The 21,609-nt window shown below is 55.3% G+C and carries 20 protein-coding genes; 12 read left to right on the plus strand and 8 right to left on the minus strand.

The window, feature by feature from the left end:
* Positions 1–32: 32 nt before the first annotated feature.
* The 3 genes from ACA108_03250 to ACA108_03260 form a co-directional block, all read right to left on the minus strand.
* Positions 33–731 carry a 2-dehydro-3-deoxy-6-phosphogalactonate aldolase gene (locus tag ACA108_03250; GenBank protein ID XEX96574.1) on the minus strand — a complete coding sequence of 233 codons (699 nt, stop codon included), beginning with the start codon at positions 729–731 and terminating at the stop codon, positions 33–35.
* A complete protein-coding gene (locus ACA108_03255) occupies positions 728–1,630 on the minus strand; it encodes a 2-dehydro-3-deoxygalactonokinase (GenBank protein ID XEX96575.1) in 903 nt (300 codons plus the stop codon). Before ACA108_03255 ends, ACA108_03250 begins: the two co-directional genes overlap by 4 nt.
* A gap of 98 nt (positions 1,631–1,728) precedes the next feature.
* The gene (locus ACA108_03260) at positions 1,729–2,460 is read right to left on the minus strand and encodes a FadR/GntR family transcriptional regulator (protein ID XEX96576.1); all 732 of its coding nucleotides are present in this window, start codon (positions 2,458–2,460) and stop codon (positions 1,729–1,731) included.
* Positions 2,461–2,555: 95 nt separating this feature from the next.
* Between ACA108_03260 and rihC the strand changes: the two genes are divergently transcribed.
* The 3 genes from rihC to ACA108_03275 all read left to right on the plus strand — a co-directional run bounded on the left by rihC (position 2,556) and on the right by ACA108_03275 (position 4,912).
* Entirely contained in the window at positions 2,556–3,473 is a 918-nt protein-coding gene (gene rihC / locus ACA108_03265; protein ID XEX96577.1) for a ribonucleoside hydrolase RihC, read from the plus strand.
* A 100-nt stretch (positions 3,474–3,573) separates the two neighbouring features.
* Complete coding sequence (locus ACA108_03270; protein ID XEX96578.1) at positions 3,574–4,137, plus strand: glucose-6-phosphate isomerase family protein; 564 nt, start codon at positions 3,574–3,576, stop codon at positions 4,135–4,137.
* The gene (locus ACA108_03275) at positions 4,130–4,912 is read left to right on the plus strand and encodes a glucose-6-phosphate isomerase family protein (protein XEX96579.1); all 783 of its coding nucleotides are present in this window, start codon (positions 4,130–4,132) and stop codon (positions 4,910–4,912) included. Before ACA108_03270 ends, ACA108_03275 begins: the two co-directional genes overlap by 8 nt.
* A gap of 509 nt (positions 4,913–5,421) precedes the next feature.
* On the opposite strand, the gene ACA108_03280 is transcribed toward ACA108_03275, so the two are convergent.
* The 5 genes from ACA108_03280 to ACA108_03300 are packed head-to-tail and all read right to left on the minus strand — an operon-like array spanning position 5,422 to position 9,728.
* On the minus strand, positions 5,422–6,240 hold the full coding sequence (locus tag ACA108_03280; protein ID XEX96580.1) for a PTS system mannose/fructose/sorbose family transporter subunit IID: 819 nt from the start codon (positions 6,238–6,240) through the stop codon (positions 5,422–5,424).
* Positions 6,240–7,034, minus strand: coding sequence for a PTS mannose/fructose/sorbose/N-acetylgalactosamine transporter subunit IIC (locus tag ACA108_03285; protein ID XEX96581.1), 795 nt, complete (start codon positions 7,032–7,034; stop codon positions 6,240–6,242). Before ACA108_03285 ends, ACA108_03280 begins: the two co-directional genes overlap by 1 nt.
* Positions 7,034–7,540 (minus strand): PTS system mannose/fructose/N-acetylgalactosamine-transporter subunit IIB, encoded by a 507-nt coding sequence (locus tag ACA108_03290; protein XEX96582.1) that lies wholly within the window; start codon positions 7,538–7,540, stop codon positions 7,034–7,036. Before ACA108_03290 ends, ACA108_03285 begins: the two co-directional genes overlap by 1 nt.
* Positions 7,541–7,549: 9 nt before the next feature.
* Positions 7,550–7,978, minus strand: coding sequence for a PTS sugar transporter subunit IIA (locus ACA108_03295; protein ID XEX96583.1), 429 nt, complete (start codon positions 7,976–7,978; stop codon positions 7,550–7,552).
* 4 nt (positions 7,979–7,982) lie between these two features.
* Positions 7,983–9,728 (minus strand): class I mannose-6-phosphate isomerase, encoded by a 1,746-nt coding sequence (locus tag ACA108_03300; protein ID XEX96584.1) that lies wholly within the window; start codon positions 9,726–9,728, stop codon positions 7,983–7,985.
* Between the two features lie 196 nt (positions 9,729–9,924).
* Here ACA108_03300 and ACA108_03305 point away from each other — a divergent pair, with 196 nt between their 5' ends.
* The 9 genes from ACA108_03305 (at position 9,925) to ACA108_03345 (ending at position 21,581) form a co-directional block, all read left to right on the plus strand.
* On the plus strand, positions 9,925–10,932 hold the full coding sequence (locus tag ACA108_03305; protein ID XEX96585.1) for a LacI family DNA-binding transcriptional regulator: 1,008 nt from the start codon (positions 9,925–9,927) through the stop codon (positions 10,930–10,932).
* Positions 10,933–11,084: 152 nt separating this feature from the next.
* Positions 11,085–11,906: a 4-hydroxy-tetrahydrodipicolinate reductase gene (gene dapB, locus ACA108_03310; protein XEX96586.1), complete on the plus strand. Its 822-nt coding sequence runs from the start codon at positions 11,085–11,087 to the stop codon at positions 11,904–11,906.
* Positions 11,907–12,363: 457 nt separating this feature from the next.
* Positions 12,364–13,524, plus strand: coding sequence for a glutamine-hydrolyzing carbamoyl-phosphate synthase small subunit (carA, locus tag ACA108_03315; protein ID XEX96587.1), 1,161 nt, complete (start codon positions 12,364–12,366; stop codon positions 13,522–13,524).
* Between the two features lie 18 nt (positions 13,525–13,542).
* Positions 13,543–16,767, plus strand: a complete 3,225-nt coding sequence (gene carB, locus ACA108_03320; GenBank protein ID XEX96588.1) for a carbamoyl-phosphate synthase large subunit — start codon at positions 13,543–13,545, stop codon at positions 16,765–16,767.
* A gap of 465 nt (positions 16,768–17,232) precedes the next feature.
* The gene (locus ACA108_03325; GenBank protein XEX96589.1) at positions 17,233–18,837 is read left to right on the plus strand and encodes an S-type pyocin domain-containing protein; all 1,605 of its coding nucleotides are present in this window, start codon (positions 17,233–17,235) and stop codon (positions 18,835–18,837) included.
* On the plus strand, positions 18,827–19,024 hold the full coding sequence (locus ACA108_03330) for a CPCC family cysteine-rich protein (protein ID XEX96590.1): 198 nt from the start codon (positions 18,827–18,829) through the stop codon (positions 19,022–19,024). The genes ACA108_03325 and ACA108_03330 overlap by 11 nt, the downstream gene beginning before the upstream one ends.
* A 19-nt stretch (positions 19,025–19,043) precedes the next feature.
* The gene (locus tag ACA108_03335) at positions 19,044–19,241 is read left to right on the plus strand and encodes a CPCC family cysteine-rich protein (GenBank protein ID XEX96591.1); all 198 of its coding nucleotides are present in this window, start codon (positions 19,044–19,046) and stop codon (positions 19,239–19,241) included.
* Between the two features lie 400 nt (positions 19,242–19,641).
* Positions 19,642–21,330, plus strand: a complete 1,689-nt coding sequence (locus tag ACA108_03340; GenBank protein XEX96592.1) for a colicin E3/pyocin S6 family cytotoxin — start codon at positions 19,642–19,644, stop codon at positions 21,328–21,330.
* Entirely contained in the window at positions 21,327–21,581 is a 255-nt protein-coding gene (locus ACA108_03345; GenBank protein ID XEX96593.1) for a pyocin S6 family toxin immunity protein, read from the plus strand. Before ACA108_03340 ends, ACA108_03345 begins: the two co-directional genes overlap by 4 nt.
* The last annotated feature ends 28 nt before the right edge of the window (positions 21,582–21,609 follow it).

Below are 21,609 nucleotides of genomic sequence, written 5' to 3' on the forward strand. Positions count from 1 at the left end.
TGCCCGAGCCTCGTCGGCCCGGGTCTGTAGGGTTATTGCTTCGAGCTATGTGCGGTAGCCGCCTGGGCCAGATAGCGATGATTTTGCTTCGCGCACTTACGCCAGGCCTGCTGGTATGCGAGAGCCCGGTCCCTTAGCGTGTCGATGTCCATGCCTGCCTGGTACAGGCCGCCGCCAAGGCCAAAGCCGTTGGCACCGGCTTGAATGTAGCTGCGCATCTGGGCCGCATCGGGCTGGATGCCGCCTACCGGCAGGAGAGCGACTTCTGCCGGGATAACCGCGCGGAAGGCTTTAGTGATTGCCGGGGTGATCTGCTCCGCCGGGAAGAGCTTCAGCGCGCTGGCCCCGGCGCTGATTGCGCTGAAGGCCTCGCTTGGCGTCATCACGCCCGGCAGGCTGACCATTGCGCGCCTTACTGAATGGGCGATCACGTCGGGATCACAATTCGGGGAGATGATCAGCTGCCCGCCGCAATCGGCAACCCGATCCACCTGCTCCACGCTCAGCACGGTTCCCGCTCCCACGTAGCCACGATCGCCTGCGGCTTCGCGCATCAGGCTGATTGATTCGTAGGGGGACGGGCTATTGAGCGGCACTTCAAGATAGCGGAAGCCGCAATCGAGCAGAGCTTCCGCCGCCTCTGCGGCCATGTCTGGCGTGATGCCGCGCAAAATAGCCACCAGCGGCAGAGGCTCCTGCTGCCAGCGCTGAAGAAACGATGTCGGGTTCATGATGCGTTTTCCTGAAGAAGGGAATAGAGGTGGCACAGGCCGCGAATAAAGCAGTCATCTCCGTTAACGGGGACAAGATCTAAACCGATATGGCCTGCCGCCAACTGATAGCGGGCGGTGAGCGAAGGGCTGCCAACCAGCCAGGCACGCTGCGCGCCGGGTAAAGCCAGCAGCTCGTAGCCGATAAGCAGGCCGGAAAGGTAGCTGTGGGCGTGCGCGTCCGCTATCTCGCCGGCAAGGCGGCGGGTGCGGGCAGAGAAAATTAAATGGCTGAAGGGCGCACCGTGCAGGGCTGTCGAGACGCCGAGCAAAAAGGCATTTTCATCTTCCTTCTGCTGCGGCAGGGCGCGTCCGAGGATTGAATGCTTGCTGAGCAGTGCGAACAGCTCGCCGCTCATAAACGTGGAGAAGGCGGCTATCTCACCGTTGATCATCTGCGCGTGCTTGCTGTGCGTACCCGGCAACAGCGCAAAGTGCTGCTCCGCCGGATGCAAAACGCTCAGGCCTAAAAGCTGCACTTCTTCGCCGCGCATCACGTCTGGCTGGCCAAACTGGCTGGTGCCGCTGACACCGGGCACTATCCACGCCGGGCTGCCCCATGAGGTGTCGATTCTTCGCGTTCCCTCAATAAGGCTGCGCGCCGTGGCGGGAAGCGGGGCGTAGGAAACCTCAAACCAGCCTTGCTGCGAGCCAACCATCCCCGCCAGCACGATCGGCACGGCAGGACAGGCCTCAAGCCACGGCTGAATAAGACATTGCAGCGTGCCGGCAAACTCCCCCAGCCTTACGGACAGCAGCCCGCAGGCCTGATTTATGTGGGCAACCTGAACCTCGTCCTGCATTAAAAATGCGCGGAAGTTCGTGGTGCCCCAGTCGATAGCGATCCAGTGTCTTTTCATGTCAAGTAATACAAACCTAGCATTCTTGTAATACAAGAATGCTAGAGCAAAAAACACTCAGGATCTGTGAGGACGATCGAAATTACGTCAGAAGGGGATCAGATGATGTGGTCGAACATTTCCGGACGATCGTGCCAGATGCGCTTCTTCGCGGCGTTAAGCACGATGCTGCGCATCTGCTGGCGAGCCTGATCTACCTGCCTGAGGCGGATGGCGTCGAACAGACGGAAGTGTTCATCGATGGCGGTTTTCGTCTGGCGCACGTCTTTCTCAATCGTTTGCCGGAAGGAGAGCTCCATTGCGGCAGACAGGGCGTTGCCGAGGGCGAGCAGGAAAGGATTATGCGTGGCGCGCAGTAACGCCTGGTGGAAAGCCAAATCGCCTTTTTCAAACAGCTCGCGCTCCGCTTCAAGCTGGCCCTGGCGCATCAGGTGCAGCGCATCTTCCATTGCGGCAAGGTCGTGGCCGTTGGCGTTTAGCGCCGCAAGCGTGGCGACGTTAGGCTCGAAAATCAGACGGGTGACCATCAGCTGTTCGACTACCTGCAGATCGACTTCGCCCTCGGAGAGCCAGCCCAGCACGTCTATATCCAGTAGGCTCCACTGTTCCCGGCCGTTAACCGTGCTGCGCTTTTTCGCCTGAATGGAGATCAGGCCCTTTGCCGCCAGCACCTGCAGGGCGTTGCGCACCGACGTCCGGGAAACGTCATATTCCTGAGCCAGCTCGTTTTCGCCCGGCAGCGAAAGCCCCGGCGCGAGATCGCCATGCATGATGCGGCGCGCAAGGTGCTGCGTAACGGATTCAGAAATACTTGCCTGCGTGACTTTCATCGTAATTTCCCGGCCAGGACTAAATACAGAAACGAGCTACATAGTAAGCTAAGAGCGGCGTATGTGCCTAATAAGCTTAAAAGAGAGAGCGACTTATGGAAAGAATGCCCATCATCCTGGATACCGACCCCGGTATTGACGACGCCGTTGCTATTGCCGCGGCGCTGTTTGCCCCGCAGCTCGATTTAACGCTGATGACGACCGTTGCGGGTAACGTTTCGGTAGAGAAAACCACGCGTAACGCATTGGCGCTAATGGAGTTCTGGCAGAGCGACATCCCTGTGGCAAAAGGGGCGGCAACGCCGCTGGTGCGTAAACTGCGGGATGCCGCTTACGTTCACGGTGAGTCGGGCATGCAAGGGTATGCGTTCGTGGAGCATGCGCGTAGGCCGCTGGCTATGCCTGCTTTTGAAGCTATTTATCAGAGCCTGAAGGCCAGTGATGAGCCCGTCACGCTGGTCACTATCGGGCCGCTGACCAATATCGCTCTGCTGCTCACGCAGTACCCGGACTGCAAAGACAAGATCAAACGCCTGGTGATGATGGGCGGATCCGCCGGGCGCGGTAACTTCACGCCGAACGCGGAATTTAATATCGCCATCGATCCCGAAGCCGCCGCGCGGGTATTTGAAAGCGGGCTGGATATCGTAATGTGCGGGCTGGACGTGACCAATACGGCGCTGCTTAGCCCTGAATATTTGCAGCAGCTTCCCGGCCTGAATAAAACCGGCAGGATGCTCCACGCGCTGTTTAGCCACTACCGTAGCGGCAGCATGGCGACCGGCCTGCGCATGCACGATCTCTGCGCGATTGCGTTCCTGGTAAAACCAGAATTGTTCCGCGTGCAGAACTGCTTTGTGGCGGTTGAAACCCATGGCGAATACACGGCGGGCACCACGGTTGTGGATCTTGAGGGTCGGTTTGCGCGCGAGCCCAACGCCCGGGTTGCGTTAGGGCTGGACGTTGCGGGATTCCAGGCCTGGGTGGCAGAGGTGCTGGCGCTGGCACCTTAAATAATGCGAGGTAGCTCGACTTTCTCCGGCTTGAAGGCTTCGGTTAATCGATTAACCGTTTATACTGGCTATGCAGTTCTCCTTGGGCCGGAGAAAGTAAATGAGTACATCTATCAGCATGCCTCCGGGCGTGGCGTTTCTTACTGGCCAGTTCTCGGGCGGTAACGTTATTAAAAAAGTAACCCGCTGCGGCGATCTAAGCGGCGTCTTCCACGATCTTAACGCCTGGCAGGCTATTCCCGCCGATACGCCAGTCTATGAAGTTGAAATGCTGGACTCGCCGCAGGGCGAAGGCGAGCTGTACGTCGGTATGACGCACCTGCATCCTGGCCTGATAGGCGATGAGTTCTACATGACTCGCGGACATTTCCATCAGCGGCGTGAGCAGGGGGAGGTCTATTTCGGCATTCGCGGCAGCGGCCTGCTGCTGCTGCAAAACGAGCGGGGCGAGGCGAGGCTGGAGCAGGTCTCACCCGGATCCGTCCATATCATTCCTGGAAATACCGCACACCGTCTCATCAATACCGGTACTGAAATTCTCTCCGCACTTGCCGTCTGGCCGACAATTGCCGGGCACGATTATCTTTCTCTGGCCGGTGGCTTCGCGCTGCGCGTGACCGGGCATGAAGGAAAAATCCAGGCGAAGGAGGTGCAAAATGGCTGAATCAGCGCGCAGTTTTGGTCTGGATATGACGATTCACCACTCGCCGATGGGCTTCAGCTACGGCGAAGAGGTGATCGGCCCGGTGCCGGAGATCCGCACGCTGGATCAGATCCGGGCTTCTCTGCGGGATCCGATGTGCGACGGCCCCGAGGATGTGTACGCGATTGTGATGGACGTGGCCCGCCTGAAAGATCGCGAGGAATTAAAGAAGCGGATGCTGCTGTTCGGCGTGGTGACCTACGCCAGCGGGAGGCTGGGGGACGAGCCGATTCGCAGTCAGGGACATATTCACCGCATCAGCGGGCACAGCGGCTGGTCGCCGCCGGAGCTGTATGAGATCTGGCAGGGCAAAGGGATTATCTATATGCAGGAGTTCGTGGCGGACGATCCGGGCCGCTGCTTCGCCGTCTGCGCAGGGCCGGGGGAGAAGGTGCTGGTTCCGCCGGGCTGGGCGCACGCCACCATTTCAGCTTCGCCGGATGAACCGCTGACGTTCGGCGCCTTGTGCGACAGGGAGTACGGCTTTGAATACGAAGCGGTTAGGGCCTATAAAGGGCTGGCCTGGTATCCTTTGTTGCAGGATGAGCACATCGCCTGGCAGCATAACCGGAACTATATGCCGGGGCGGCTACAGGTGACGTCACCGAGGATTTACAGCGAGTTTGGCATCACCGACGAACCGCTTTATCAGCAGTTTATTGAGGAGCCGGCACGTTTCCAGTTTATCTCGAAGCCGGGAATGGCCGCGCAGAAGTGGATGAATTTTCATCCTTGATTTTCTCCCTTTCAGGGATGGCTCTTAGTCACAACTCTCCCCGGTCATGCGTCAGGGTGGGATCTGTTAACCTGCTGGTTTTCCGTTCCCCGTACGTCTGGCTATCTCTGCTACCGCTGCGAACGGTGAACGTGCCAGGGGATTTACGCCAATCCCCTGGCGACCCCGGCGCCCGGCAAATAAATCGCCGCTGAAGCGGTAAACTCCGGTTTTTACCCAACATGCGGGGTCGTTCGCGATTCGTTCCCGACAACGTGACCCCGCCTGAAGGGCAAAAACCGGAGCGATTTAAGCCGGGAACAGGGTGTCGCTTTAAGTTAAAAATCACATCAGATAATTCATCGCTTTGAAACCTACAGCGATACTGGAGATGGGTCGTTCACCGGTTCGGCAGCAACATATACCACCTGACGCAAAGTGAACGGAACCTTCTCGATCTCGCCAGTAACTGTTTTAAAGATCTGTATAAGAAACAGCCCTCTCAGGGTGAGGAGGAAATACTGAGTTAATCAACCCGCAAACAATCCTACAGCCACGCCAGCCGCTGCCAGCACCAGTAGCAAAAGCATTGCCTTGACCGGTGAAACTCCGCGCTTCGCCATCAGATACCAGGTGCCAATGACCACGATGAGCGGCAGCAGGTTCGGGAAAATGCCGTCGAGCATCTGCTGCAGGTGAATGTTCACGCCGTCTTTGGTGATGAACTCCAACCCGGTGCCCAGCTTCACGTAGCTTGCCGCCACGCCACCCATGACGAAGACGCCGAGCAGCGAAAGCGCCTCGCGCAGGCGGGTTGATTTGCTGCTGACCAGCATCTCAACGGACGTTGACCCCATGCGGTAGCCCTTTAAGAACAGGAACCACGAGCCGGGGATGATAATCGCCAGCCACGCCACGCAGTAAAACAGTGGCCCGAGGATATTGCCGCCCGCCGCCAGCGCCATGCCGATGCTGAGCAGAATGGGGATTAACATGCCGGGGATCATCGAATCACCAATCCCGGCGACCGGCCCCATCAGGCCCACCTTCAGGGTGTTAATGGTTTCACCGTCGATAGGCTCCCCGTTGGCGCGCTTCTCCTCCAGCCCCAGCACCATGCCGTTCACAATCGCCCCGAGCTGCGGCTCGGTGTTATAGAACGACGCGTGGCGCTTGAGCATCTCTTTGCGCTCCTGCTCGTCCGGGTAGAGCTTCTTCGCCACCGGCAGCATGCTCAGGCAAAAGCCGAAGGATTCAAGGCGCTCAAAACTCATCGAAGAGAGGTTGTACATCATCCAGCTGCGCCAGCAGCGCCTGAGATCCTGGCGGGTAAGTTTGCGTTCTGCCATCAGAATTCATCCTCGTCATCGGCCGGTTTTACCGCGGTCGCGGTCTGCGGTTCCGGCTTGTAGTTGTAGTGGATCAGCGCCAGCAGGCTACCGACGATAACCAGCGCCACCATGTTGAGCTTCAGGAAAACAATGCAGATAAAGCCCACCAGGAAGTAAATCAGCATGCTGTAGTTTTTAATGATCTGCTTAAGCAGGATGGCGATACCCACCGCAGGCAGGATGCCGCCCAGCACGTTCATGGTCGACAGCACGATGTGCGGCAGGCTGTCCATGAAGGCGTTGATGTATTGCGCGCCAAAGTAGACGGCGATAAAGGTGGGAATAAAGCGCATCAGGAAGTTGGTGAACTGCGGCCAGATGGCGCTGTTAAGGTACACGCCCCGCTCATCCCCTTTTTCCAGCGCGATGTCCGCCCGGTGGTTCCACCAGGAGTTCAGCACCATCATGGCGTTGAACAGCACGGTTCCCGCAATACCAATGGTTGCCGCCAGCGCAACCGCAACTTCCGGCCCCTTATTGGATAAGATCCCCAGCGCGATGGCCGGGAAGGCGACAAAGTTAAGATCGGCGGGCATCGATCCTCCCGGGGTTACCATCGCAATGTACACCGCCTGCACGGCGACGCCGATGATAATCCCGGTCTGGACATCGCCGAGGATAAACCCGACCAGCATCCCTGAAACCAGTGGGCGGGTAATCAGATACCAGCCGCCGGTAAGCCCCAGCAGCCAGGGGCTGCTCAGCGCGCCGAGGTAACAGAGAATGCCGATTAATGCAGCTTCAAAAGCCATTATGCGTTCCCTTGGTTGATTTTTTGTCGTGCGTCCTGCCAGCTATAGCAGCTGGCGTCCGGCACCAGACGAAATTCAATCTGATGGTCCTGCTGCGACAGAAAATCAAACGCTGCCGCCTCTTGCTGGGTCACCGCCTGGTTAGGCCCGATGGTGGTGGTACCCGCGCGGGCGCTCATCGGCCCGACGTTAATTTTGCGGTTGCCGTTTTGCAGGCTGATCCCCGCTTCTTCTATACGTTTCAGAGTGACCGGCGATTTGCCAATCACGAAGTAACGCTTCTCACTGGCGATAATCTTCGGCAGCTTCTCAATCGCCGTCTGGGTGTCGAATAGCCAGACCTTGATGTCCTGAACGGCCCCTTTCATGACCGACGAGAGCAGGGGATCGGCAGCCACGGCGTCGTCGATGGCGACAATCCCGTCGCACGGCAGCTCTTTCGCCCAGCGGGTGACAAGCTGGCCGTGAATAACCCGGTCGTCGATACGCACAAATGAAATGCTCATTTTTCCTCCTTAAAAATCATCGGACTGCACGGTTTCGACCAGGCGGGCCTCAACCAGCGAGTCGCGGGATTGTGCCAGCAGCTGCCCGGTTGCCTCTGTCAGGCAGGTAAGGTCTTTTATCTCGTCGCTGAGCAGCAGCATCGGGAAGTTAACCCCGGCGAGCACCGCAACGGGCGGCTGCGTTTGCGGGTTAAAAGCGTGATGGCAGGCGACGTTCCACGGCGTGCCGCTTTGTAGATCGCACAGTACGATCACCCCGTCCGCCCCTTTGCTGGCCTCTTTGAGCACGGCGGTAAACTCTCCGCTAAAGCTGTTGATGCCTTTTGTTTCGCTGAGGGCCACCGGGAAAACGTGGGGCAGCTCGCCGTACACCATGCGGGAGCTTGTCAGCAGCGCGTCGGCCAGCGGGCCGTGTGTCGCCAGAACGATATTGATCATGTTTTTATCCTCTTACCCAGGCTTTCATGGTGGCAAGCTGCTGACCTGCGGCGCTGCCGTAAGGTGAAATGCGGTATTCGCCGACCGCAGCGGGAATAATGAATGTTTCTGCGTAGTGAACGATGAACGGCTCGAAGGCGTCAGTCGGGCTGTCGACCAGAGCTTCGCTACCCTCCACCAGATTAAGCACGTTTACGCCGCCGTGGGTGTGATGAACGACCGGCTTGCTGAACCAGTGGCGGCGCGTCTCGATAAACTCACGCTCGTGCAGCCCGGTGCGCTCTTCCCGCCAGCCGTCACCGTCGGCAACGGGTTCAAAATGGTTGACCAGATGCTCGGTGACCCACGCCGTATCCCGCTGCCAGTCGATAACCTGCGCGCCGTGCTCCAGGTGCACCGGGCGCGGCAGGCCGTCCAGCCCCAGGCGGCCCCAGTCCCACAGTTTGAAGGTGAAGATGTACGGCGTGGCGCTGATCTCCAGCACCATCGCCCCCGAACCGGAACAGTGAACGGTGCCCGCCGGGATCAGGAAGTGATCGTGTTTGCGCGCCGGGAAACGGTTAACGAATTTCTCATCGTCAAACGCTTTCACGCCGCGCTGGGCGCTCGCCAGATCGTCGAGCATTTCCTGCGGATCGATACCCGTTCTGGTGCCGAGATAAACTTCCGCCCCCGGCTCGGCTTCAAGCATGTAGTAGCTTTCGTCCTGGGTGTAGTGCATGCCGAAGTGCTGCTGGATGTATTCGGTCAGCGGGTGCACCTGGAAGCTGAGGTTCTGGCCGCCCACGGTGTCGAGGAAATCGAAGCGGATCGGGAATTCTGCCCCAAAGCGCGAGTGAACCTTTTCGCCCAGCAGCGGGCGAGGGTAGAGCAATACCAGATCCTGAGAGGGGATCTCGATCCGCACATCACCAAAACGCAGTAACAGGCTGTTCTCCTCGGGCACACAGTCAAAACACCATGCGTAGTTTGGCTTTGCGGGATCGAGATCGAATTTGTCTTTCATCCATTGTCCGCCCCACACGCCGGGGTCGAAGAACGGCACCACGCGGAACGGCCGCTGGGTAGTTTGCTGCAGTCCGTGACGCAGCGCTTCACCGCTTACCATCGCAGGGCTGTCAACCGCGTTGGTGTCCAGCAGGAAATCGGCACGTTTCAGGAGGGGAGTTTTATGGCGGTCAAACACGCGCCATTCGATGAAAAAGGCCCGCTTGTAGCGGCGCAGAATATCTTCGCTTTCGTTGCTGGCGCCCCAGTTGCCCAGCTCGCCGGTGCGGAAACGCTGCTGGATTTCCCAGCGGGCTAAATCGGCGTACACCAGAATATCGCCCCCATGCACCAGCGCAGCGCCGGGGCCGTACACCACCACCAGGCCCTGCGCCTGATCCACTTCGTGACGGAGCGCGTCCAGCCTGTCTGGACAGAAAAATTCATTGAGCTGGTGGCAGGAGAGGACGCCGAACACGCGATCGTCCGTCAGATTCTGCGCCAGAAGATCGTGCAGATGCTTTTCGCTCAGGCGGGCTGCTTCGGCATTAACGAGCAGCGCCGGGCTTAGCTTATCGATCAGCTGTTCCCGCAGCTCTTCAAGCCGGACCCCGGGATAACAGTCAATCACCACGACGGTTTTGACCGCCTCCGCCAGCCGCGTTTTCAGCGCCTGCTGGATAGCCTGCCAGCCGGACCATGCCTGATCCTCCCATCCCGCGATCCGTACCTCGGGATACTTATCGTATGTCGCGTGCTTCATATATGGCTCCCTGATGTCGATAGCTATAGATTAATCGATTAACCTTGTACGGACACGTTGGTAAACGCGATTAACCCGCCATTTCCGGCATTTATCGGCGGGATATGCCGTTATCTGTGATGCTATTCACAGGGAGAAATGCATTTCGCAGGTTATTCGATTAATCTGTTCTGACGAGTTCTATCGAGGAGCGAACATGAGCACCGTAACCCTGGCCCAGGTGGCGCAGCGGGCCTCCGTCTCTACCGCCACTGTTTCTATGGTTTTACACAACCGGGGACGCATTTCGGACGCCACGCGCCAGCGGGTGATGCGGGCGCTGGACGAGCTGGGCTATGTCTACAACCAGACCGCCGCTAACCTGCGCAACCGCACCAGTAATATGGTTGGCCTGCTGCTGCACGACATCACCAACCCGTTTTACGGCGAGATGACGGCGGGGCTGAGCCAGGAGATGGAGCGGCACGAGCTGCTGCTGTTTCTCGCCAACAGCGAAGAGTCAGGCGATCGCCAGCAGAAGTTCGTCGACTCCTTAATGCGCAATAACGCCTGCGGTATGGTGCTGTGCGCCGCCCGCGAAACCCCACCGCTGTTTTTCGAAACGCTGAAGCGCCGCAATATTCCGGCGATTATGGTGGTGCGTCCGCTGGACGATGCGAGCTTTGATTTTGTCGGCACGGATAACTTTCTGGGCACGCAGCTGGCGACGCAGCATCTGTTACGGCTGGGCCACCGGCATATCGCCTTTATTGGCGGCAGTGAAAACTCCATCAGCCGCGCCCAGCGCATCGGCGGCTACAGCAGCAAGCTGCTGGAAAATCGTATACAGCCAGCCAGCGACTGGGTGGTCTCCGCCGCCGCCAGCCAGAGCGACGGGGCAAGAGCGGCGGAAGCGCTGCTGAGCCGCTACCCGGAGATCACCGCCGCCGTCTGCTATCAGGACATTGTGGCGCTGGGCGTTATGCAGACTTTACGCAAAATGGGGCGCACCCCGGGCAAGGATTTTGCGCTGGTGGGCTTTGACGACATCACCGAGGCAGCCCTTGTACAGCCTGCGTTGACCACGGTTTCGGTGGCTGCCAAAGAGATAGGCCGCAAGGCGGGAGAGCTGCTGTTCAGCCGCATCCAGGGCAACGATGAACCGCCAAAGCGCATTATCCTGCCGCCGACGCTGGTGGTGCGCGAGTCGTGTGGTTTCCGGTAATCCTTAATTTCAGTGGGCCTATCAAGGCTTTTACTGATAACTGCGGCGGTTTGTCATAAATTTCTAATTATCGGTGTTTTCGGCTGGCGGCCCGTCACGGCGCTGGGTAACCTGAGAACGTTTTGTAAGCAGATTAATTAAAGAGAGTGAATATGGACGAAGCACAGATCCGCGTCGCGATTGCGGGCGCGGGCGGTCGTATGGGACGACAACTTATTCAGGCGGCTTTGCAGCTGGATGGCGTACAGCTTGGCGCAGCCCTTGAGCGCGAAGGCTCCTCCCTGGTCGGCAGCGATGCGGGCGAGCTGGCCGGCGTGGCGAAAACAGGTGTGACCGTCAGCGATAGCCTTGAAAACGTGGTCAACGATTTTGACGTGTTTATCGATTTCACTCGCCCGGAAGGCACGCTGAGCCATCTGGCCTTTTGCCGCCAGCACGGCAAGGGGATGGTCATCGGTACAACCGGTTTTGACGAGGCGGGCAAGCAGGCAATTAACGAAGCTGCCGCTGACGTCCCCGTTGTCTTTGCCGCCAACTTCAGCGTTGGCGTGAACGTCATGCTCAAGCTGCTCGAGAAAGCGGCCAAGGTCATGGGCGACTACACCGACATCGAAATTATTGAAGCCCACCACCGCCATAAAGTGGATGCGCCGTCCGGCACCGCGCTGGCGATGGGGGAGGCCATTGCCCAGGCGATGGACAAAGATCTTAAAGAGTGCGCGGTTTATTCCCGCGAAGGCTATACCGGTGAGCGAGTGCCTGGAACCATTGGTTTCGCCACCGTACGCGCCGGGGACATTGTGGGTGAGCATACGGCGATGTTTGCAGATATCGGCGAGCGCATTGAAATTACTCATAAGGCCTCAAGCCGGATGACTTTTGCAAATGGCGCGGTTCGTTCCGCTTTATGGTTGAATGGCAAGAAAAATGGTCTCTATGACATGCGAAACGTGCTGGACCTCAATAGTTTATAGCAAGAATTACCCATCGTGATGTGGTTATTACAATCATAATTGTTTGATTGACAGGGCAATAATTTATTGCCCTTTTTATTTTTACATGTTTAATTGATTTTTTTGTCCAGATAGGCAAAACATAATGTCTTACTGTCAAAACGCGTTACGTAAATGTTATTTTTGACCATCTGGTCCACTTTTTGTAATCCTGGGTGATGGATTTCTATTCTTTCTGTCTCGCAACCGTTTACTTACCCTGAGTTAGCTAATCATTTCACCCCTCAATGTGCATATTTTTAATCAGAGCCTCAAAATAGACAGAAAAAGTTCGCTTTATGGTAGACTTTTGCCTGGCCAGTCCCTAGAATGCCGCCGTTTGTCAAAAATCCAAATGACAGGCTGTTTTGCATTGATTCCTGAATTCGTTTTGAATTAATATGCAAATGAATTGACTGTTTATTCCCTGGAGGGCGTTTTGATTAAGTCAGCAATATTGGTTCTGGAAGACGGAACCCAATTCCACGGTCGCGCCATTGGGGCATCAGGTACCGCCGTTGGGGAAGTCGTTTTCAATACCTCATTGACCGGTTATCAAGAAATCCTCACTGATCCTTCCTACTCCCGCCAAATCGTCACTCTTACTTATCCCCATATCGGCAACGTCGGCACCAACGCCGCTGATGAAGAATCCTCCCAGGTACATGCGCAAGGCCTCGTCATTCGTGACCTGCCGCTGATTGCCAGCAACTACCGCAATACCGAAGACCTCTCTTCTTATTTAAAACGCCATAACATCGTGGCGATTGCCGATATCGATACCCGTAAGCTGACCCGTTTGCTCCGTGAGAAAGGCGCTCAGAACGGCTGCATCATTGCTGGCGACAGCGTTGACGCGGCGCTGGCCCATGAGAAAGCAAAGGCTTTTCCTGGCCTGAACGGCATGGACCTCGCAAAAGAAGTGACAACGAAAGAGGCCTACGCCTGGCAGCAAGGTAGCTGGACGCTTGAGGGCGACCTGCCGGAAGCAGCGAAAGAAGAAGATTTACCTTTCCACGTGGTGGCCTATGACTACGGCGTGAAGCGCAACATTCTGCGCATGCTGGTGGACCGCGGCTGCCGCCTGACGATTGTTCCGGCGCAGACCTCCGCTGCGGAAGTGCTGAAGATGAACCCGGACGGCATCTTCCTCTCCAACGGTCCCGGTGACCCGGCGCCATGCGATTACGCCATCAGCGCCATTAAAGCCTTCCTGGAAACCGACGTGCCGGTCTTCGGCATCTGCTTAGGCCATCAGCTGCTGGCTCTGGCAAGCGGCGCGAAAACCGTGAAGATGAAGTTCGGCCACCATGGCGGCAACCACCCGGTCAAAGATCTGGATCGCGATTGCGTGATGATCACCGCCCAGAACCACGGCTTTGCGGTAGACGAAGCAACGCTGCCTGCGAACCTGCGCGTGACCCACAAGTCGCTGTTCGACGGCACCCTGCAGGGGATTCATCGTACCGATAAGCCAGCGTTCAGCTTCCAGGGCCACCCTGAAGCAAGCCCGGGGCCGCACGATGCCGCGCCGCTGTTCGACCACTTTATCGACTTGATCAAGCAGTACCGCACTACAGCCACTCTTTTCAGCAAGTAAGAATCAGGAGCCTTAAAAATGCCAAAACGTACAGATATAAAAAGCATCCTGATCCTTGGTGCAGGCCCGATTGTTATCGGCCAGGCGTGTGAGTTCGACTACTCCGGTGCCCAGGCGTGTAAAGCGCTGCGTGAAGAGGGCTACCGCGTTATCCTGGTGAACTCCAACCCGGCAACCATCATGACCGACCCGGAAATGGCCGATGCGACCTACATTGAGCCTATCCACTGGGAAGTGGTGCGCAAAATCATCGAAAAAGAGCGCCCGGACGCGGTGCTGCCAACCATGGGCGGCCAGACCGCGCTGAACTGCGCGCTGGAGCTCGAACGTCAGGGCGTGCTCGCCGAGTTTGGCGTCACCATGATTGGTGCCACAGCCGATGCGATTGATAAAGCAGAAGACCGCCGCCGCTTCGACGTGGCAATGAAAAAAATCGGTCTCGACACCGCACGCTCCGGCATTGCCCACACCATGGAAGAAGCGCTGGCGGTTGCCGCCGACGTGGGCTATCCGTGCATTATTCGCCCCTCGTTCACCATGGGCGGCACCGGCGGCGGTATCGCCTACAACCGCGAAGAGTTTGAAGAGATTTGCGAGCGCGGTCTGGATCTTTCCCCAACCAAAGAGCTGCTGATTGACGAGTCGCTGATTGGCTGGAAAGAGTACGAGATGGAAGTGGTGCGCGATAAAAACGACAACTGCATCATCGTCTGCTCTATCGAAAACTTCGACCCGATGGGCATCCACACCGGTGACTCCATCACCGTGGCCCCGGCCCAGACCCTGACCGACAAAGAATACCAAATCATGCGTAACGCCTCGATGGCGGTGCTGCGTGAAATCGGCGTAGAAACCGGCGGTTCAAACGTGCAGTTCTCGGTTAACCCGAAAAACGGCCGTCTGATTGTTATCGAAATGAACCCGCGCGTTTCCCGCTCCTCGGCGCTGGCCTCAAAAGCAACCGGCTTCCCGATTGCGAAAGTGGCGGCGAAGCTGGCGGTGGGCTACACCCTCGACGAGCTGATGAACGACATCACCGGCGGCAAAACCCCGGCCTCGTTCGAGCCGTCTATCGACTACGTTGTGACCAAAATCCCTCGCTTCAACTTCGAGAAGTTTGTTGGCGCGAACGACCGCCTGACGACGCAGATGAAATCCGTGGGCGAAGTGATGGCGATTGGCCGCACGCAGCAGGAATCCCTGCAAAAAGCGCTGCGCGGTCTGGAAGTGGGCGCGACGGGTTTTGATCCGAAAGTCAATCTGGATGACCCGGAAGCGCTGACCAAAATCCGCCGCGAGCTGAAAGACGCGGGCGCTGACCGTATCTGGTACGTGGCCGACGCCTTCCGTGCTGGCCTGTCCGTCGACGGCGTATTCAACCTCACCAACATCGACCGCTGGTTCCTGGTGCAGATTGAAGAGCTGGTGCGCCTGGAAGAAAAAGTGGAAGAGCTGGGGATCACCGGCCTGGACTACGACTTCCTGCGTATGCTCAAGCGTAAAGGCTTCGCCGATGCGCGCCTGGCTAAACTGGCTGGCGTGCGCGAGTCTGAAATCCGCAAGCTGCGTGAACAGCATAATCTGCACCCGGTTTATAAGCGCGTTGATACCTGCGCGGCGGAGTTTTCTACCGATACCGCCTACATGTACTCCACTTATGAAGACGAGTGCGAAGCCAACCCGAACAGCGACCGCGACAAGATTATGGTGCTGGGCGGCGGGCCGAACCGTATCGGTCAGGGCATCGAGTTCGACTACTGCTGCGTACACGCCTCGCTGGCGCTGCGTGAAGATGGTTACGAGACCATCATGGTTAACTGCAACCCGGAAACCGTTTCTACCGACTACGACACCTCCGACCGCCTGTACTTCGAGCCGGTAACCCTGGAGGACGTGCTGGAAATCGTCCGCGTTGAAAAGCCAAAAGGCGTTATCGTGCAGTACGGCGGCCAGACTCCGCTGAAACTGGCTCGTGAACTGGAAGCCGCTGGCGTGCCGATTATCGGCACCAGCCCGGACGCCATCGACCGCGCCGAAGACCGCGAGCGCTTCCAGCACGCGGTTGACCGCCTGAAGCTGAAACAGCCTGCCAACGCTACCGTGACCGCAATCGAAATGGCGGTAGAGAAAGCGGCGCATATCGGGTATCCGCTGGTCGTTCGTCCTTCTTATGTGCTGGGCGGCCGCGCGATGGAAATCGTCTATGACGAAGCCGACCTGCGTCGTTACTTCCAGACCGCCGTTAGCGTCTCTAACGATGCGCCGGTGCTGCTGGACCGCTTCCTGGACGACGCGGTTGAAGTAGACGTCGACGCTATCTGCGACGGCGAAACCGTGCTGATTGGCGGCATCATGGAGCACATTGAGCAGGCGGGCGTGCACTCCGGCGACTCCGCATGTTCCCTGCCAGCCTATACGCTGAGCAAAGAGATCCAGGACGTGATGCGCCAGCAGGTGCAGAAACTGGCTTTCGAGCTGCAGGTTCGCGGCCTGATGAACGTGCAGTTTGCGGTGAAGGACAACGAGGTTTACCTGATTGAAGTGAACCCACGCGCCGCCCGTACCGTACCGTTCGTCTCCAAGGCAACTGGTATGGCGCTGGCGAAAGTTGCCGCGCGCGTAATGGTTGGCCAGACGCTGGTTGAGCAGGGCATGACGAAAGAGATCATCCCGCCGTACTACTCTGTCAAAGAAGTGGTGCTGCCGTTCAACAAGTTCCCGGGCGTCGACCCGCTGTTAGGGCCAGAGATGCGCTCTACCGGTGAAGTGATGGGCGTGGGCCGCACCTTCGCAGAAGCCTTCTCCAAGGCGATGCTAGGCAGCCAGTCCACCATGCGTAAACCTGGCCGTGCGCTGCTCTCCGTTCGTGAAGGCGACAAAGAGCGCGTCGTTGACCTGGCCGCCAAGCTGCTGAAACAGGGCTTTGAGCTGGACGCCACCCACGGCACGGCAATCGTGCTGGGCGAAGCGGGCATCAACCCGCGGCTGGTGAACAAGGTGCATGAAGGTCGTCCGCACATTCAGGACCGCATCAAGAACGGCGAATATACCTACATCATCAATACCACTGCGGGCCGCCAGGCGATTGAGGATTCCAAGCTCATCCGCCGCAGCGCGCTGCAGTATAAAGTGCATTACGACACCACGCTGAACGGCGGCTTCGCCACTGCGATGGCGATGAACGCCGACGCGACCGAGAAGGTGATTTCAGTGCAGGAAATGCACGCGCAAATCACGAAGTAATTTTGCTACGCTAAGTTATCCCTCAGCCCACCGCGGCGCTGAGGGATCCCCACAAATCAGCGCTAATAAACCAAGCCTATAATTCGCCAGGTTTTGGCGAGATGGCTACGAACTGTGCTCAGTGCGGTTCTGACCGATAACAAAGGCCTGCCTTAAATGGACTGCACCCCAAAAGTTGGACACCCAACTGAGTAAGGTGCATTTTTTTATGGGGTCACTCCAGAAAAGTCAGGGCTTTGATCTAAAGCGAGGACTTCGATCCTTAGAGCGGCTTTATGCATCGGAAGAGGAAGCTGAAGGGGGGCTTTTACCTGGACCACTGGACGGTAAGCTGATTTATTTTTAACCATACTATGGTTATGATGCTAACAATATCAATACTCTAAATAAGGGATTATGATTAGTAAAGTGATAGGGGCTCATATCGTTCGGATAACGTCTGTCTTCAATCAAGGATGAATGACTATGGCAACTGGATACGTTTTATGTCTGGGAGACAAAACAACCTGCGGCGGTCAGATAATTAGCGGCAATCCGGACAGGAGAGCGCATTCAAGACCAATAGCCCGTCATGGTGATGCTGTCACCTGTGGTAAACATGATGGGCAATACAAAATTATAGGTGGCATCAGTTTTATGACTGATGTGGAAGGGGCTTCCCGAAGGGCTATAGCCGGAACGCTGGATAGCGTAAGTAGCTGTCCCTGCCGCTCAAGATTTATTGTCACGAAATATCCGGCAATAAAGTATGAAAATGAGCGTCGTGGCGCGGTTTCAAATATGGGAGCTTCTGGTACACAAAAAGCAGCAGCCGTTGCTGCCGCCAGTAGCATTGCGGCATCAGCTTTAACAGCTACAGTCGTCCCTGTGTTTGCCAAGTCCAGCATGCGTGGAAGCGGGAATACTGATGCCGGAGAGCAACAGGAACCCCATACTAATTTCGCTGCGATGGCATTTTATCAGGCAGTTCCACCTGCCGAACCTGCATCAGAGAAAGATGTGGTCCAGCACGCCCAGACAGCGAAGAAAAAGAATCCTGTTGAAGATATACCGAAACCGAAGAAGCGAAGCGCCCTGTATAAATGGCGGTTCGGTCATCATGAAGAAACTGAATACCAGCGGGCAACGGCTGCAGCGACGAGTGCTGCTAATATTCAGACGGCTGTTGAAGGTGCCAGCGTTCTTGGGTTGGTAGGTGGAAGTGCCATTACGTCAGGAACATGGGCGGTAAAGTTTGGGGAAATGGCGGCAGGGCTCGGAAGGGTCGCAGCCAGTGGCCCCGGAGCCCCCATCGCAGCAGTCGTGATGGGAATGATGCCCGGAAAGCTCAATGACGGAGAACAGGACTTTATTGACCGGATGCATCTGGAACAGATGCGTGAAGCCCCAAGCCGCGTGCGGTATACGTGGAAACAGGATGATAAAGGTCATCCGGTTCCTCATGGCTGGCATACACCACCGAGAAAGGATATGGTGCGTGTGCGCAAAATGGAGTGGGACAGCAGCCGGAAGGCGTATACGTTCACTACAGAGGAAGATCCGCGTATAATGATCATCTGGACGCCAGAAAGTTCAGGTGTCAATGTTCTTTCAAATACAGGCAACCAGAACCCGGTAAGGATACCAAATCCGGTAGTTGTTGATCCATTGCCGGAAAACGCCAGCATTGAGGCTACAACCAGCCCTGCACCGGAAGAGAAGACATTTGCAGATTATATTCTTGTTCTGCCAATATCAGATATTCCACCAATATATATTTATTTAAATAAAAGGCCCGAAGATCCTATTTGGACTCAAAGAAAGAAGGTTACACAAGTTGAAAACGCATACTACCACTGGAAAAAACATGGTTCGGAGTTTCCGGAGTTAACCAACTCTAAAGAGTATGTTGATGCTACTCATGATTTTGTTAATAACCCTCCAGAAGGAACGCTGGAAAAAACAAGAAGTAATGGTGATATCCTTTTATATCATCCTGAAAGTAATACGTTGGGTATCAAATCTCAAGATGGTGCTCCAAGAACGATGTTTAAACCAGCTGACAAAATGGATTACTGGAATGATCAATAAATTTTACCCATGCCCGTGCTGCGGGAAACTGGTGTTTGAGGCTTTAGGTGAACACGATATTTGCCCCAACTGTAATTGGGAAGATGATCCTTTTCAATCTAGAAACCCTGACAGAAAGGGCGGGGCAAATAAAATGAGCCTCAATGAAGCTAAAGAGACCTATCAACAAGGTAAAGCAGTGAGGTAAAGGGCATTTGGATGAAATAATGAATCGTTCGATACATTTATGCCCTTGTTGCCATAAATATGAGTTTTCGGAAGTTGGGAGCTATGAAATTTGTCCAGTTTGCAACTGGGAAGATGATCCTGTTCAAGAAGAAGATCCAAGTTATGGCGGTGGAGCTAATGTCATGAGTTTAAACGAGGCCCATAAAGCCTATACTGAAGGACGTAAAGTCAAATAATTAACACTGATTTAATTAGGCAGCACAACATACTCTGTGTGCTGCTTCATTCCTTATTCCTTCGAACATATAGTCAAAGCACCCCTGACCCTAACCGCGAATAGTGAACCGGAAAGTGATATCAATTGACTGAAAGCATAAAGCTCGCCTAATTTTCCTTAAACGGGCTGTGCTAAATATGACTTCTGTTACTGAACTCGAGTTCCATCGATATCTGTAGTAAATTTTTGTTAATAAAATTATAATGCAGTTTATTCCTGTCTCTAACCTATTCACTTGTGATATTAATAATAAATAAGACAATTAAAAGAAAATGAAACCATCAAATTATGCTCTTATTCTGATTTTCATGATTTTACGACATTCATCACTTTTAAGCTAAATCAGAAATCGTTTAATATTGCATCAGCGTAACCATAAATATGACAAGGAAATGGGATATGAAATGTCAATATCCCGTTGGGCTTACTGCGGAGATTTCGGCAAGTTAAGTCTTAAGGGACAGGAGAAAGGGCGAATGGGAGCGATGGGTTTTTACCTGCGGGTCGGTGATTCGACTACCTGCGGGGGAAAGATACTGACCGGGGACGAAACGCTCAGCTGGTATGGTGTGGCGGGAGCACGGGAGGGTGACGCCGTGTCTTGCGGCAAACATCCGGGAACATACAATATTCTGGGTGGCACATCTGATACATGGGACGAAGGCAGAAGGCTGGCAGGAACGCTGGACAGCGTAAGTTCCTGTCCGTGCAGGGCAAGGTTCATCCAGTCAATCCCGGATTGCTATATCAAGGATGATACGCCCGAAGAGCCGGCAGAAAAGGCGCGATTGCTTGCTCTTGTCACTCTGCGGGAAGAGCAGGAGCAGCAGAAAGCATTGGAAAAACGACTGGCGGAAGAACGTGACCGCAATCGCGTGTTCGCCAAATCCTGCCTTCGCGGTGAGGGCTGTAATGATGCCGGGGAAGAGCAGGAGCCGCATACCAATTTTGCTTCAATGGCATTTTATCAGGCTGTTCCTCCTGCCGATCCTGCATCAGATACTGATGTTCCCCAACATGCTCAGACCGCCAGGAAAAAGAAACCTGCTGAAGATATTCCAAAGCCGAAAAAGCGAAGCGCCCTGTATAAATGGCTGAATGGTGATCATGAAGAAATCAAATACCAGCGGGCAACCGCCGCCGCTACAAGTGCTGCTAACGCCCAGATGGCTGTTGAAGGTGCCAGCGTTCTTGGGTTGGTAGGTGGAAGTGCCATTACGTCAGGAACATGGGCGATAAAGTTTGGGGAAATGGCAACCGGACTCGGAAAAATAGCCGCCAGCGGTCCCGGTGCCCCCATCGCAGCAGTCGTGATGGGAATGATGCCCGGAAAGCTCAATGACGGTGAACAGGACTTTATTGACCGGATGCGTCTGGAACAGATGCGTGAAGCTCCAAGCCGCGTGCGGTATACATGGGAGCAGGATGATAAAGGTCATCCTGCTCCTCATGGCTGGCATACACCACCGGGAAAGGATATGGTGCGTGTGCGCAAAATGGAGTGGGACAGCAGCCGAAAAGCGTATACGTTCACCACAGAAGAAGATCCGCGTATAACAATCATCTGGACGCCAGAAGGTTCAGGTGTCAATGTTCCTTCAAATACAGGCAACCAGAACCCGGTAAGGATACCAAATCCGGTAGTTGTTGATCCCTTGCCGGAAAACGCCAGCATTGAGGCAACAACCAGCCCTGCGCCGGAGGAAATGAATTTTGCGGATTACATTCTTGTTCTGCCACTACCTAATATTCCACCGATATATATTTATCTGAATGATGATCATAAATATCATGTGGCTCCAAAGGGAAATCCTCCATTACCTGCCTTCCCTGATGCTAAAACAGCTAAAAAAAGGACCCCAGTTAAGGGCGGGGGATCATTACGTTCAAGATGGAAAGATCCTAAAGGGCGTATCTATGAATGGGATTCACAACACGGTACGGTCGAAATTTATGATCGTTCAGGGCGTAATCATTTAGGCGAGTTTGACCCAATAACAGGTGAGCAAACTAAACCAGCAGATCCGACAAGAAAGGTTGAAAAATGACAATTGTTTATACTATTGATGCTTTCGAACGTGTAGATGAACTACTCGTCTTCGAAATCGATATACCAAAAGAAAAACTCCCGGAAATAGCTAAAGTCATGGTTTGGACGGATGAAGACTATAGTGACTTTAATGCAGGGATCGGTGGATGGGATCTTACCAGCCAACAGGTCAAGGCAATTGAGAAAATCTTGGATAAAAACTTTTTCCAAGAAGATTTGGATTTTCAAATATCAGGTGGGGAAATCTGAAATAGAGTTATCCTCGCTTTAAAGCGCG

The organism is Dryocola sp. LX212 (genome assembly GCA_041504365.1).
Lineage (GTDB): Bacteria > Pseudomonadota > Gammaproteobacteria > Enterobacterales > Enterobacteriaceae > Dryocola.